Source organism: Actinoplanes philippinensis (genome assembly GCF_900113015.1).
Lineage (GTDB): Bacteria > Actinomycetota > Actinomycetes > Mycobacteriales > Micromonosporaceae > Actinoplanes > Actinoplanes philippinensis.
Genome location: NZ_FONV01000003.1, coordinates 695,640 through 709,409, shown reverse-complemented (window position 1 = coordinate 709,409; position 13,770 = coordinate 695,640). Strand labels below are relative to the sequence as shown.

General features: G+C 71.7%; 11 protein-coding genes. 9 read left to right on the top strand and 2 right to left on the bottom strand.

The features are described from left to right. Nucleotides 1-10: 10 nt before the first annotated feature. A complete protein-coding gene (locus BM290_RS10050) occupies nucleotides 11-1,639 on the bottom strand; it encodes an amidohydrolase (protein WP_093612299.1) in 1,629 nt (542 codons plus the stop codon). Nucleotides 1,640-1,728: 89 nt separating this feature from the next. Here BM290_RS10050 and BM290_RS10045 point away from each other — a divergent pair, with 89 nt between their 5' ends. The 6 genes from BM290_RS10045 (at nucleotide 1,729) to BM290_RS10020 (ending at nucleotide 8,080) form a co-directional block, all read left to right on the top strand. Then, the gene (locus BM290_RS10045; protein WP_093612297.1) at nucleotides 1,729-3,291 is read left to right on the top strand and encodes an AAA domain-containing protein; all 1,563 of its coding nucleotides are present in this window, start codon (nucleotides 1,729-1,731) and stop codon (nucleotides 3,289-3,291) included. Beyond that, the gene (locus BM290_RS10040; RefSeq protein WP_093612295.1) at nucleotides 3,288-4,064 is read left to right on the top strand and encodes a helix-turn-helix domain-containing protein; all 777 of its coding nucleotides are present in this window, start codon (nucleotides 3,288-3,290) and stop codon (nucleotides 4,062-4,064) included. Before BM290_RS10045 ends, BM290_RS10040 begins: the two co-directional genes overlap by 4 nt. A gap of 38 nt (nucleotides 4,065-4,102) precedes the next feature. Then, a complete protein-coding gene (locus BM290_RS10035; protein WP_093612293.1) occupies nucleotides 4,103-4,651 on the top strand; it encodes a TetR/AcrR family transcriptional regulator in 549 nt (182 codons plus the stop codon). A 306-nt stretch (nucleotides 4,652-4,957) separates the two neighbouring features. Next, on the top strand, nucleotides 4,958-7,162 hold the full coding sequence (locus BM290_RS10030) for an MMPL family transporter (protein WP_093612291.1): 2,205 nt from the start codon (nucleotides 4,958-4,960) through the stop codon (nucleotides 7,160-7,162). A gap of 112 nt (nucleotides 7,163-7,274) precedes the next feature. Then, entirely contained in the window at nucleotides 7,275-7,562 is a 288-nt protein-coding gene (locus tag BM290_RS10025) for a type II toxin-antitoxin system TacA family antitoxin (RefSeq protein WP_093612289.1), read from the top strand. Continuing rightward, nucleotides 7,559-8,080: a GNAT family N-acetyltransferase gene (locus tag BM290_RS10020; protein ID WP_093612287.1), complete on the top strand. Its 522-nt coding sequence runs from the start codon at nucleotides 7,559-7,561 to the stop codon at nucleotides 8,078-8,080. Before BM290_RS10025 ends, BM290_RS10020 begins: the two co-directional genes overlap by 4 nt. Before the next feature lie 75 nt (nucleotides 8,081-8,155). On the opposite strand, the gene BM290_RS10015 is transcribed toward BM290_RS10020, so the two are convergent. Continuing rightward, nucleotides 8,156-10,414, bottom strand: a complete 2,259-nt coding sequence (locus BM290_RS10015) for a beta-galactosidase (RefSeq protein WP_239143199.1) — start codon at nucleotides 10,412-10,414, stop codon at nucleotides 8,156-8,158. A gap of 210 nt (nucleotides 10,415-10,624) precedes the next feature. On the opposite strand from BM290_RS10015, the gene BM290_RS10010 reads away from it, so the two are divergent. The 3 genes from BM290_RS10010 (at nucleotide 10,625) to BM290_RS10000 (ending at nucleotide 13,765) form a co-directional block, all read left to right on the top strand. After that, nucleotides 10,625-11,938: an ABC transporter substrate-binding protein gene (locus tag BM290_RS10010; protein WP_093612285.1), complete on the top strand. Its 1,314-nt coding sequence runs from the start codon at nucleotides 10,625-10,627 to the stop codon at nucleotides 11,936-11,938. 62 nt (nucleotides 11,939-12,000) lie between these two features. Then, nucleotides 12,001-12,924 carry a carbohydrate ABC transporter permease gene (locus tag BM290_RS10005; RefSeq protein WP_093612283.1) on the top strand — a complete coding sequence of 308 codons (924 nt, stop codon included), beginning with the start codon at nucleotides 12,001-12,003 and terminating at the stop codon, nucleotides 12,922-12,924. Between the two features lies 1 nt (nucleotide 12,925). After that, on the top strand, nucleotides 12,926-13,765 hold the full coding sequence (locus BM290_RS10000; RefSeq protein ID WP_239143200.1) for a carbohydrate ABC transporter permease: 840 nt from the start codon (nucleotides 12,926-12,928) through the stop codon (nucleotides 13,763-13,765). Nucleotides 13,766-13,770 lie beyond the last annotated feature (5 nt).

Sequence of the window (13,770 nt, the reverse complement as noted above, 5' to 3'; positions counted from 1 at the left end):
GCCCCTTCTCTCATCCGGCGTGGACCTGGCGGCCGTCGACCCACGTGCCGGCCACGGTCGCGGCGGCGATCTCGGTGACCGGCGCGGCGAACAGGTCCCGGTCCAGCACCACCAGGTCGGCCCGGTTGCCGGGCCGGATCGTGCCGGTGTCGTCGAGACGGTTCACATACGCCGAGCCGGCCGTGTACGCCGCCAGCGCCGTCGCCAGGTCCAGCCGCTGCTCCGGCAGGAACGGCTCGTAGTCCTCGCCCTGGTGCACCCGGTTCACCGCGACGTGGATCGCCTGCAGCGGGTCGGGCGTGCTGACCGGCCAGTCACTGCCGGCCGCCAGATGCGCCCCCGAGCGCCACAGGTCACCGAACGGGTACTGCCGGGCGGCGAGCGCCGGATCCAGGAACGGGATGGTCAGCTCGTCCATCTGCGGCTCGTGCGACGCCCAGTAGGCCTGCAGATTGGCCGTCGCGCCCAGCCGCCGGAACCGGGGCACGTCGTCCGGGTGCACCACCTGCAGATGGGCCAGGTGCGGCCGGGTATCGGTGAAGCCGTTCGCCGCACGGGCCGCCGCCACCGCGTCCAGCCCGTCCCGGACCGCCCGGTCGCCGAGCGCGTGGAAGTGCACCTGGAAGCCGAGCGCGTCCAGCTCGGTCACGTAGGACCGCAACGCCGCCGGGTCGATGAACGACAGCCCCGTGTTGCCGGTCGCGCACCCGCACCCGTCCCGGTACGGCTCGGTCATCGCCGCCGTGAAGTTCTCCGCCACCCCGTCCAGCATCAGCTTCACGCTGTCGCAGCGCAGCCGGCCCACGGTGAGCCGCTCCCGGTTGGCCACGATCTCCGGGATCTGCTCGGGCCCGCGATCCCGGTCCCACCACAGCGCGCCCACCACCGTCGCGGTCAGCCAGCCCTCCGACGCGGCGGCCAGGTAGGCGTCGGACACCTCCGGGTAGCCGTTCGTCGCGCACACCATGGCGTCCTGCCAGGCGGTCACCCCGAGCGAGTGCAGCAGCTGCTGGGCCCGTTTCAGCCCGGCGATCCGGTCGGCCGTGGTCACCTCCGGCAGCAGCGGCGTGACCAGCTCCATCGCGCCCTCCTGCAGACCGCCGGCGGGGCTGCCGTCCGGGTTGCGGTCGATCCGCCCGTGCGCCGGGTCCGGGGTGTCCGCGGTGATCCCGGCCAGCTCCAGCGCCCGGCTGTTCACCCAGGCGCCGTGGTGGTCGCGGTTGGCCAGGAACACCGGCCGGTCCGGCGACACCCGGTCGAGCAGCTCCTTGGCCGGCACCCCGCCCGGGAACGTCTCCATCGACCAGCCGCCGCCGACGATCCACGCCACGTCCGGGTGATCCTCCGCGTAGGCGGCGACCCGTCGCAGGTACTCGTCGAGGTCGGTGGTCTCGGTCAGGTCGCACTGATTCAGCTCCACACCGCCCATCACCGCGTGCACGTGCGCGTCCTGGAAGCCGGGCAGCAGCAGCCGGCCGGCCAGGTCCACCACCTCGGTGGACGGGCCGGCCAGGGCGCCCAGATCGTGGCCGGTGGCGATGATCCGGCCGTCACGGACCGCAACCGCGGTGGCCGGCCCGCCACCGGCGGTGAACACCGGCCCTCCGGTGAAGAGCAGGTCGGCGTAGGGGAGGGGCATCAGCGCATCCGATCTGTGCGGGCGGGTGGTCGTTCCATTCAATCGCGAGCTGTTTGAAGGGCGGCAACGGGCACAACTATGGTGGGCGGATGGCGTCGACCCTTGTCGATCTAGAGCATCCGCCGTACCGGAACGAGGGGTTCTGCGCCGCACTCGAACTGGCCGTCGCCGCGGGCCGTGAGCTGGGCCCGGCGCCGGGCGGGCGCGACGCCGGCCTCGGCGAGCGCATCCAGCGGGAGGCGATCCTGCGGCTGCGCACCGGCGCCACCGTCAACCCGGGGCTGCTGCCACTGCTCGCCGAGGGGCGCTTCGCCGAGGACCGGGGCGACCCGCCGGGTCCCGACGAGGTGTCGCGCGCGCTCGCCGTACCGGATGTGTTCTGTCTGTCCGCCCCTCCCGGCGCCGCGCGGACCGCGACCGTCCTGGAGATCGTGCGGGCGGCGACGGCCCGCGGCGAGCGGGTGCTGTATGCCGCGCCCCGGCCACCCGCCGTCGAGGCCGTCCTGTCCCGGCTGCCACCCGGCGCCCTGGTGATCCGTCCCGGTCAGCCCGGCGCCGGTCCCGGCAGCCTGGCCGCCGCGGCGGCCGACGTCCAGCAGCGCATCCTGGCCCGATCGCAGGCTGCCGCCCGGTCCCTGGAGCCCTGGCTCGGCGAGCCGTCGCCCGCCCTCGGCTGGCTGCGGCGGCTGACCACGGCGCTCGGCGAGGCGGCCGAGGCCCGAGAGCGAGCCGACCGCGCCGAGGCCCACCGGGTGGCGGCCGAGGCGGCCGCCCGGGAGCGGCTCGGCGCCGCGGCCCGGGAGCGCGAGCAGGCCGTCCGGGCGGCGCAGGCAGCCGCGGATCAGGCCGCTGACCAGGTCGGACAGCTCACCGTCGCGGTCCGGCGGGCGGAGGCCTCCCGGCTTCACCGATGGCGCACGGCAGGGCTCCGGCGCCGGTTGGGCGAGGCGGTCCGGTCCGCCGCCGCGGCCCGCTCCCGGTTCTTTCAAACCCATGCGTTGTACGAGGAGAGCGCTCGCCAATTGACGCAAGAGGTCCACCGGGACAGCACCGTGCGTGCCGCGGCGGACCGGGCCGCGTTCGCCGACGTGGCCGCCCGCCGGGCCCTCGACGCCGCCGAACGCGCAGCCCACCACCTGACCCGCCTGCTCCCGGCAGCCCTGGCCGGGATTGCCTCCTGGTCGGCCGATCCGGAGGGGCTGGCCGCTCTGGCCGTCCGCTGTCAGGAACTGGAGCCGGTGTTGCGCGGCCGGGCCGGGCTGTTGCGGGAGTGGCGGCAGCGGGCCGCCCGGCCGACCCGGCAACTGCACGCCGAGCTGCTCCGCTATGCCGACGTGGTGGCCACGGCCTGTCTGGACGCGGGCCGTCCCGAGTACGGCGACCTGGCGTTCGACCTGCTGATCCTGGAGGACGCCACCCGGGTGCCGGTGCCCGAGGCGCTGGCGCCGCTGGTCCGGGCCCGCCGCGCGGTGCTGATCGGCGAGCCCGGCCGCCCGCCGTTGCGCGACCCCGAGGTGGCCCGCGCCTGGGTGGCCGCCCGCTGCCCGGCCGGCGCCGACCCCGGCGAACTGACCGCCCTGCTCACCGCCGGCGTGTTCGAGCTGGTCGCGGCCCGGGCGCCGGCCCGGAACCTGGCGGAGACCGGCTGGTGAGCGAGCCCGCGCACCTGCCGATGCGTGAGGTGGTCCGGCGGGTGGGCGCGCTGCCCGGGGTGCGGCCGCGCCACTTCACCCCGCTGCTCCTGCCGATGTGGGCGGTCGACGTGGTGGCCACCGTTCGCGAGGCGCAGTCCTACGAGGTGTTCGACCGCTACCTGACCCGCGCGCTGGCCGAGTCCGGCCTGTCCGGGGTGGCCGAGCTCGCCGCGTTCTTCGGCGTGGAGCCACCCCTCGTCGACCGGACCGCCCGTTTCCTGGAGTCGCTCGGCCACCTCCGCCGGTCCCCGTCCGGCCTGACCCTGACCGAGCTGGGCCACCGATCGATGACGGACGGCCGCCGCTACCGTCTGTTCCCGGGCCGGCGGCTGACCCTGCACTTCGACGGCGCCGTGGGCGACCCCGTGCCGTACGCCCACGTCGTCCACGCCGTCTGGCTGCCCGGCCCGGCCCTCACCCTCCCGGACGGCACGGTCTTCACCCCGGTGCCCGGAACACTGGGCGGCGGGCTTCCGGCGGACGCCGTCGGACGGTTGCTGAGCAGGGCCGACACGGCCGGCTTCAGCGGGCCCGCGGTGCCGGTCGAGGTGGCGGCGTCCGAGCCGCGGCCGGTGTGGCTGCCGGTCTACCTGGTCGAGTGCGAGGACGAGCCGCTGGTCTTCGGATGGGCCGTGGACGGGCCCGATCCGTACCTTTTGCAGGTTTATCGGGGTTGCGCTCGGGAATCAGGAACTGACGTTACGCAGTGTGGGGACCACCACGGTCCCTGACGGACCAGTCTGGTCCATAACGGTCTACGGTGGTCCCCATGCCCCGTCCCACGAAGCAGCAGATCGACGACGAGATCCTCGAGGCCGCGGCGCACCTGTTCGCGCGGCACGGGTTCAAGGAGACCTCGGTCCAGCGGATCGCGGACACGGTCGGCTACTCCAAGACCGGCCTGCTGCACCGCTTCCCCACCAAGGAGGCGCTGCAGACGGCCGTCATCGACCGCTGCGTGGAGCAGATCCGCGACACCGGCGCCGACGTCGCGGCCCTCCCCGCCGGCCCCGAGCGTGACCGGGTGGTGCTCACCGGCCTCGCCCACCTGGCCGTGGCCCAGCCCGGCATGGTCGCCCTGCTGCTCTCCTCGATGCTGGCCGAGCCGGAGAGCGAGATCGGCCAGGCCCTCGCCGTGATCGGCCAGACCCTGGCCACCGCCTTCGGCGACGACCTGCACACCGACACCAGCCGTGCGCTGCGCGTCACCGGCGCGCTCGGCGCCGTCGCGGTGGCCAGCCTGGCCCTCTGCGACCACCTCACCACCGACGCCCCTGCCCGCCTGGCCGAGATCGGCTACGCCGCCCTGGGCCACTGACCCACTTCCCGGTGCGGCCGTCCGCCCTCCGCGCTCCGCCGCTGTCCCGTCCCTTCGCCGGTCGCCCGGCTGTCCGATCCAGAGTCCGTCGTCGAGGTCCGCTCTCACCCCTTCGCTCTCACCGTTTCGCTCTCACCGTTTCGCTCTCACCGTTTCGCCTCACTGCTTCGCCCTCACCGCTTCGTTCCGGCGGCCGTCCTCGAACTTTGCGCTGACCCCGCTCCATACCCGGCGCACGTCCTCTTCGCTGCACCCCTCGCATTCATTTGTCCGACATTTCGGTTCATTGTCAGAAAAGGACCTCTCATGGCAACGCTGCTGCACCGGCTCGGGCTGGCGTCAGTACGGCACCGCTTACTCGTCACCATCGCCTGGCTGACGGCCCTCGTCGCGGTCGGCGTGGGCGCGGGCACCCTCTCCGGCGCCACCGCGAACAGCTTCAGCATTCCCGGGCAGGAGTCGACAACGGCCCTGTCCCTGATGAAGGAGAAGTTCGGGAACGCGTCGGCCGGCGCCACCGTCCAGGTGGTGCTCGAAGCCCCGGCGGGCCAGAAGATCACCGACCCGGCGAACGCCGCGAAGGTCGCCCGGATCGTCGCCGCCCTCGGCACGCTGCCCGGCGCCGCGGCGGTCAGCAACCCGCTCGACCCGAAGTCGCCGACCGTCTCCCGGGATCAGGTGGCGGCGTACAGCTCGGTGACCTTCCCGGTCCAGCCGTCCGAGGTCACCGACGCGCAGCGGGACGCCGTCACCGCCGCCCTCACCGAGGCCCGCGGGACCGGGCTCACCGTCGAGGCGCGTGGCGAGGCGCTGAGCAACCCGGCCGACATCGGCGGCGCGTCCGAGATCCTCGGCGTGGTGGTCGCCCTGATCGTGCTGGCCCTCACCTACGGCTCCCTGGTCGCCGCCGGCATGAACCTGCTGACCGCGATCGCCGGCGTCGGCATCGGCGCGGCCGGCATCGTCACGCTCACCGGCTTCACCGAGCTCCAGTCGACCACCCCGATCCTGGCCGTCATGCTGGGCCTGGCCGTCGGCATCGACTACGCCCTGTTCATCGTCACCCGGTTCCGGCACGAGCTGCGCCGCGGCCTGTCCGTCGACGCCGCCGCCGCGATGAGCGTCGGCACCGCCGGAGCGGCCGTCGTCACCGCCGGCCTCACGGTGGTCATCGCCCTGGCCGGCCTGTCGATCGTCGGCATCCCGTTCCTGTCCGAGATGGGCATCGCGGCGGCGGCCACCATCGTGATCGCCGTCCTGGTCGCGATCACCCTGGTCCCGGCGATCCTCGGCTTCATCGGCAGGCGGGCCCTGCCCCGGAAGCAGCGCGACCTCGTCCCGCCCGCCGCCGTCGCCGATGATCTGCCGGCCGGGCGTGGGTTCATCAGCGGCTGGGCCCGGCTGGTCACCGGGCAGCGCTGGCTCAGCCTGATCGCGGCGGTCGCGGTCCTCGCCGTGATCGCCGTCCCGTTCTTCTCGATGAAGACCACGCTCGCCCAGCGCGCCGCCGAGGGCACCACCCAGGCCCGCGCCCAGGCGATCATCGACAGCCGGTTCGGCCCCGGTGTCACCAGCCCGCTGATCGTCCTGATCGACGGCCCCGGCGCGGTCCAGTGGGCGCCCCAGGTGGAGAAGATGCTCCCCACGGTGCTGCCGGAGGGCACCCTGGTCCTGCCGCCGCAGCCGGACCGGGCGGGCTCGGCCGCGCTGATCACGGTCATCCCCGCGACGGGTCCCGAGGACGAGCGCACCCTCGACGTGGTGCACCGCATCCGCGACTCGTTCAAACTGACGGACGACACCCACCTGTACGTCACCGGCAGCACCGCGGTCAGCATCGACGTCTCGCAGAAGCTGAACGACGCGCTGCCGGTTTACCTCGCCCTGGTCGTCGGCCTGGCGTTCGTGCTGCTGGTGCTGGTCTTCCGCTCGCTGCTGGTCCCGGTGATCGGTGTCCTCGGCTTCCTGCTGACGATCGGCGCGGCGTTCGGCGCCACGGTCGCGGTCTTCCAGTGGGGCTGGGCCGCCGACGCGGTCAACGCGGGCTCCACCGGCCCGATCCTGAGCCTCGCGCCGATCATCATCGTCGGCATCCTGTTCGGCCTGGCCATGGACTATCAGGTGTTCCTGGTCTCCCGCATGCACGAGGCGCACGCCCACGGCGCCACCCCGAAGCACGCGATCGTGACCGGTTTCCGCCAGGCCGCCCCGGTGGTCATCGCGGCCGCGACCATCATGTTCGCCGTCTTCGCCGCCTTCGTCCCGGAGGGCAACGACACCATCAAGCCGATCGCCTTCGCCCTGGCCGTGGGCATCGCCTTCGACGCCTTCATCGTCCGGATGATCGCTGTCCCGGCGGCCCTGGCCCTGCTCGGCCGGTCGGCCTGGTGGCTCCCGTCCTGGCTGCGGTGGCTCCCGGAACTCGATGTGGAGGGCGCCGCCCTGGAGCGCCACCCTCCCTCCGCCGACGACAACGCGACCCCGTCCGACCAGGTCCCCGCCGGGGTCTGATGGTCCGGTACGGCGGCCGTCGCCGGGCCGACTCTCGCGTCCCGCTGGAGATGTCCTGGCGACGGCCGACAACGGCTTGGTCCTTGGCGTACATTGTGCGTACGCTTGCGGGATGAGTGCGAAGGCGGAAAGACTGCACCTGAGGGTGGACGCCGAACAGAAGGCGTTGTTGGAGGCGGCGAGTGAGGCAACGGGTGCGAGTGTGTCGACGTTCGTGCTGAAGGCGGCCACCGACGCTGCTGCTGACGTACTGGCGGACCGGCGGGTGTTCCTGCTCGATGAGACTGCCTGGCGCGCGTTCGACGAGGCGTTGGAGCGCCCGGCCCAGGAAGTCGGCGGTTTGCGCGAGCTGTTGTCGTCTCCGGCGGTCCTCGACAATCCGGGTGAGGCCGGGCGGTGAGTTCACGTTTCGCGCCGGTCGAGCCGTTGTCGGCCGCGCACGTGGTGGCGGGCTTCGACTGTGGTTCGACGGCTCAGTCGATCTGGCTGGCCGAGCACGCTCTGCAGGCACATCGTGCCGGGCTGTCCCGTGTGTATGTCGTCGGCGACCTGGACGGCCCGGATCGACGGGTGCTCGGTTATTACGCGATCGCGGCCGGAAGTGTGGCACCTGCTGACGCTTCTCCGCGGCTGAGGCAGGGCGCCGGACGCTATCACCAGCCCGTGGTGATCCTGACCCGTCTCGGTGTCGACCGGACAGCCCAGGGCGCCGGGTTGGGTCGCGCTCTGGTGGCCGACGCACTACGACGCATAGCCGCTGCAGCCGAGGTCATCGGCGTACGGGCGGTTCTCATCCATTGCGAGACCGAAGCGGCGCGGGATTTCTACCTGCGCCTGGCCAAGTTCGAGCCGAGCCCTACCGATCCGATGCACCTGTTGCTCCTGATGAAGGACCTCCGTCGGGCGCTTGCCGGATAGAACAGATTCCGGCGTGGAAGCCCTGGATCGTGAGAGCGGGAGCGCGGCCCTGGCGGAGCCGCGCTCCCGCCCCGCTCAGGGGAGTTCGACGGTGGTGACGGTGCGGGCGAGCACCTCCACCGAGTCCAGGGAGAGCAGCTGGGTCTCGGTCGCGGCCAGCCGGTCGCGGGCCTCGGCCGGCAGCGACACGCAGCTTCCGGCGGCCAGCGGCAGCAGATGCAGGGTCACCTGGGCGCCGGGGCGGTAGCCGGCGTCGGTCAGGTTGACCGTCCAGCCGGCGCCGTCCCAGTAGCGGTCGGTGACCGGGCGGCCGTCGATGCGCAGCTCACCGACGTCGCCGGCCCAGGTGAGGCGCAGCAGCGGGTCACGGGAGGTGTCGGCGGCCACCTCGGGCAGCCGCAGGCGGTAGACGGCGGCCAGCTCGTCGAGGGTCTCCGGGCCGGGGGCGGACGGGCGGCCGTCGTGTTTGCCGTAGCTGACCGGGACCGTGGGGGCGGCGGGGCGCAGCTGCTCGACGGTCACCGGCTGGAGCATCGGTGCCGTGGGCTGGGGAACTGTCACAGCGGTGAAAGCACCGGCAGTGGGGTCGTAAAACCGTACCTCCGCGGGTTTCGACGCCTTGACCGTGAGCGTCCCGCTCGCGTCCCACTGCAGCTCGTCGTCGGTGAGCAGCAGGCGGCGGCCGCCGTCCTCGACGACCCAGAGCGAACCGGCCGTCTCGGCCGGGAGGACGAGCACGTCGAGGCCGCCGAACCGGATCGGGGTGAGGCCCGGTGTCACTGTCTGAACGGTTCCGGACACGGCGATCTCGACGTCGATGCCGTGCTCGGCCACCAGCACCAGTGTGGGGATGTCGCCGGGCAGCAGGGTGAGCGCCGACGCGGTGGCGTACGTGACGGTGACGCCGCCCGCGGTGAGGTTGAGCGGCCAGCGGGCGAGGGTGCCCGGCGGCACGTCGATGGGCTTCGACGGCAGCGTGATGTCCCCGTTGTCCAGCGACACCCTGAAGCGCGCGCCGTGGTGGACGGTGAGTGGGAAGTGCGGCTGGTGCCAGGAGAGGAACAGGAATCCGCTCTCTCCGTCGCTGCGCAGCGCCCACCGCAGCGTGCCGGCGTCCTCCACGTCGGCGGGCCGGATGTCCGGCAGGCTGGACGGCATCTCCGCCAGGCGGTGACCGAAAGCGGACAAGAAGGCGTGCTGGCGGCGCAGTTCGGCGTGGCTGGGGGCCAGCGTTCCGGCTTCGCCGATCGGGGCGTGGAAGTCGTAGCCGAGCCGGGCGATGTCGTTGGGGTAGCCGGTGGCGTGCGATTCGTGCAGGTCGGGGCCGGGGTTGGTGCCGCCGGTGTACATGTAGTAGCCCTGCCAGGCCGACCCGTTGCCGATCTTGCAGTGGGCGATGGCGGCGACGTCGAGGGCGCTCGGGCGGGGCCGCCGGTGGTACGCGGTGGCCATGCCGCCGCCGAGCTCGCAGGTGGCCGGCGGGAACTCCTCGGACGGGGTGCGCGGCCCGCCGGACGCCGCCTCGATCGCCTGCGCGCGGCGCACGTCGGCGCCGATGCCCGCGTCGTCCCAGACGTGCGAGAAGAAGTAGTGGTCGCGGAACGTCGGGTCCCACGGGGCGTCGGCGTCGACCCAGAATCCGTCGCCGTAACCGCCGTAGAGCGGGAGGACCTCCTCGGCGGGCAGGTCGGCGCCACCCCACGCGGTGGCGGTCCAGAGCGGCGCGGCCATGCCGGCCTCGCGGGCCAGGCGCTTGAGCGTGACCAGGTGCTGCGGCTGGTCGTACAGCTCGTTCTCCAGCTGGATGCCGAGGACCCGGCCGAACCGGTCACCGACCGCCGCGGCGATCTCGCCGAACCACTCGGTGACCAACTCGAGGTAGGCCGGGTCGTCGGTGCGGTGCCGGACCGGGGCGTGCTGCACCCAGTCGGGGAAGCCGCCGTTGCGTGACTCGCCGTGGCACCACGGGCCGATCCGGAGCACCACGTCGAGGCCGGTCGCGACGGCCAGGTCGACGAACGCGCCCACGTCGAGGTTGCCGTCGAAGCGAGTCTCGCCCCGTTTCGGCGCGTGGTGCAGCCAGAAGACGTAGGTGGCGACCACGGTGACGCCGCCGGCCTTCATCTGCCGTAGCCGCTCCGCCCAGCGCTCGCGGGGAACCCGGCTGTAGTGCATCTCGCCGGAGACCGGGATGACCGGAACGCCGTCGCGGGACAGGTAGCGATTGGTCAGCGAGATGCCGGGCCGCGCGTCCTCGTCGTTGCTCATCCGCGGCCGGCGCAGCGGAGTCGCCCAGGCTTGGTGGCGAACGGAGAGCGGCTCGGGCCACGACATGGGATCAGCTCCTTGCGATGTTGACTGTAACCGGTCACAGGCCGGTCGGCCCGAACGATACACAGGCGTAACCGGTGGGACGCAAGGGCTTGACACAAGGCCGTAACACCAGCACTGTAACCGGTCACAGGGGCTGACCGGAGCATCCGCTTCCCGGCCGGTCCCCGTTCCCGGCTTCCGTTTCCCGGCCAAGCCGATCAAGGAGGATCGATGAAGATTAAATTCGCCCCGCTCATGGCGGCTCTGACCGCAGCGGCTCTTTTCACCACCACCGCGTGCAGCAGCTCCGACTCCGGCGCCGAGAACCAGAGCGACCCGAACGAGAAGGTGGCCCTGTCCTACTGGACCTGGGCGCCGAACATGGACAAGGTCGTCGCCGCCTGGAACGCGAAGAACCCGAACATCCAGGTCACCGTCAACAAGCAGGACGGCGGCGACCCGGCCGTCACCAAGTTGCTCACCGCGATCAAGGCGGGCTCCGGCGCGCCGGACATCATGCAGGCCGAATACCAGAAGATCCCCACCCTGGTCTCCTCGGACGCGATCGCCGACATCTCCGCCGAGGTCGGCTCGGTCAAGGACAAGTTCCCGGCCGGCATCTGGAACGGCGTGACCCTGGGCTCCGAGGCCGTCTACGGCGTACCGCAGGACTCCGGCCCGCTGATGTTCTTCTACCGCTCCGACGTCTTCGAGAAGAACGGCCTGCAGGCGCCGAAGACCTGGGACGACTACGCCGCGGCGGCCGAGAAGATCCACAAGGCGGACCCGAAGCAGTACCTCGGCACCTTCTCGGCCAACGACGCGGGCCTGTTCACCGGGCTCGCCCAGCAGGCCGGCGCCTCCTGGTGGGGCGTGCAGGGCGACGCCTGGACCGTCAACATCAACGACGCCGCCACGCAGAAGGTCGCGGCGTACTGGGGTGGGCTGGTCGAGAAGGGTGTCATCGACAACAAGCCGATGTACACCCCGGAGTGGAACGCCGCCCTCAACGACGGCACGCAGGTCGGCTGGGTCAGCGCGGTCTGGGCGCCGGGCGTGCTGGACGGCTCGGCCAAGGACACCAAGGGCAAGTGGAAGGCCGCCCTCATGCCGCAGTGGGACGCCGCCGCCCCGGCGACCGGCGCCTGGGGTGGCTCGGCCACCAGCGTGACCACCCAGACCAAGCACAAGAAGCAGGCCGCCCAGTTCGTGCAGTGGCTCAACAGCGACCCGGAGGCCCTGAAGCTGCTGGCCACCACCGCCTTCCTCTACCCGGCCGCGAACGAGTCGACGAGTGTGCTGACCAGCCCGCCGGCCTTCTTCGCCGACCAGGCCGACTTCTACACCATCGCCGGTGAGGCGTCGAAGTCGATGAAGCCGTTCACCTACGGCCCGAACGTGAACGTGGCCTACAGCGCGTTCAACGACGCCTTCGGCAAGGCCGCCGAGTCGAAGAAGGCCGCCGCCTTCACCGAGTCCCTGGCGGCCATGCAGAAGACCACCGTCGACGACATGAAGAACGCCGGATTCACCGTCGCCGGATGAGCACGACTCCGGGCGGGCGGCCCCCTGGCCCGCCCGGAGCGTTCGGAAAGGAAGTCACGGCGATGCCGTCGAGAACCACGGCCGGGAAACGCGCCGGCACCCCCTACGCTTTTCTCGCCCCCGCGCTGATCCTGTTCGCCGCCTTCCTGGCCGCGCCGATCGTCTACGCCGGCTACCTGAGCCTGCGCAAGGTCAAGGTCAGCGGCCTCGGCCTGGGCGCCAGGTCCCGCACCGAGATCTGGGCCGGGCTGGACAACTACGTCCGGTCGCTGACCGACCCCGACTTCCTGCCCAGCGTCTACCGGGTCGGGGCGTACGGGCTGATCGTCGTCCCCACCATGCTCGGCCTCGCCCTGCTGTTCGCGCTGCTGCTGGACGCGAACCGGACCCGCGAGGCGATCGGCAAGTTCGCCCGGATCTCGATCTTCCTGCCGTACGCCGTGCCGGCCGTCGTCGCGTCGCTGCTCTGGGGCTTCCTCTACCTGCCCCGGGTCAGCCCGATCAACGACGCCATCGAGGCGCTCGGCCTCACCGCCCCGAACCTGCTCTCCACCGACCTGACCCTGTGGGCGGTCGCCAACATCGCGGTCTGGGGCGGCACCGGCTTCAACATGATCGTCATCTACACCGCGCTGCGGGCCGTCCCGACCAGCCTGTACGAGTCGGCCCGCATCGACGGCGCCTCGGAACTGGCGATCGCGTGGCGCATCAAGATCCCGATCGTGATGCCGTCGCTGGTGATGACCTTCGTGTTCTCTCTGATCGCGACGCTGCAGGTGTTCGCCGAGCCGATGACGTTGCGGCCGCTCGCCAACACCATCTCCACCACGTGGACGCCGCTGATGAAGGTCTACCGGGACGCGTTCGCCCGCAACGACCTCTACGCGGCGGCCGCCACCTCGGTGATCATCGCGCTCGCCACGTTCGTCCTGTCCTTCGGCTTCCTCAAGCTCGTCGGGCGCCGGGCCTTCAATCAGGAGGACTGAGTTGACCACCACGTTGAAGCGCAGCCCGATCGCCACCACGCTCCTGCTGCTCGGCGCCGCGTACTGCCTGCTCCCGGTCCTCTGGGTGCTGATCGCCTCGTCGAAGAGCGCCGGCGAGCTGTTCTCCACGTTCACCCTGGCGCCCAGCACCCACCTGTTCGACAACCTGGTGGACCTCGCCGCCTACCGCGACGGCCTGTACTGGCGGTGGATGGGCAACACGGTCGTCTACGCCGGCGTCGGCGCGGCCGTCTCCACGCTGATCTCGGCGATGGCCGGGTACGCGCTGGCGAAGTTCGAGTTCCGCGGCAAGAGCGCCGTCTTCAACATCATCCTGGCCGGCGTCCTGGTGCCCGGCGTCATCCTGGCCATCCCGCAGTACCTGCTGCTGGCCAAGCTCGGGATGACCAACACCTACTGGGCGGTGTTGCTGCCCAGCTTCATCAGCCCGTACGGCATCTACCTGGCCCGGATCTTCGCGGCCGCGTCGGTGCCGACCGAGATCCTGGAGGCGTCGCGCATCGACGGCTCCGGGGAGTGGCGCACCTTCGGCACGGTGGTGCTGCCGATGATGCGGACCGGCCTCGTGACGGTGTTCCTCTTCCAGTTCGTGGCGATCTGGAACAACTTCATGCTGCCGTACATCATGCTGGGCGACGACAAGCTCTACCCGATCACGGTCGGCCTGAACGGGCTGCTCAACCAGGGCTCCAACATGCCGTCCATGTACACCTCGGTGGTGACCGGCGCGCTGGTGTCGATCGTCCCGCTGATCGCCCTGTTCCTCACGTTGCAGCGTTACTGGCAGGTCGACCTGGCCGCCGGTGGCGTGAAGGCCTGACGACT

Coding starts and splice junctions, on each gene's coding strand:
- BM290_RS10050 (WP_093612299.1), bottom strand. CDS start 1,639: ATGCCCCTCCCCTACGCCGACCTGCTCTTCACCGGAGGGCCGGTGTTC.
- BM290_RS10045 (WP_093612297.1), top strand. CDS start 1,729: ATGGCGTCGACCCTTGTCGATCTAGAGCATCCGCCGTACCGGAACGAG.
- BM290_RS10035 (WP_093612293.1), top strand. CDS start 4,103: ATGCCCCGTCCCACGAAGCAGCAGATCGACGACGAGATCCTCGAGGCC.
- BM290_RS10030 (WP_093612291.1), top strand. CDS start 4,958: ATGGCAACGCTGCTGCACCGGCTCGGGCTGGCGTCAGTACGGCACCGC.
- BM290_RS10025 (WP_093612289.1), top strand. CDS start 7,275: ATGAGTGCGAAGGCGGAAAGACTGCACCTGAGGGTGGACGCCGAACAG.
- BM290_RS10015 (WP_239143199.1), bottom strand. CDS start 10,414: ATGTCGTGGCCCGAGCCGCTCTCCGTTCGCCACCAAGCCTGGGCGACT.
- BM290_RS10010 (WP_093612285.1), top strand. CDS start 10,625: ATGAAGATTAAATTCGCCCCGCTCATGGCGGCTCTGACCGCAGCGGCT.
- BM290_RS10005 (WP_093612283.1), top strand. CDS start 12,001: ATGCCGTCGAGAACCACGGCCGGGAAACGCGCCGGCACCCCCTACGCT.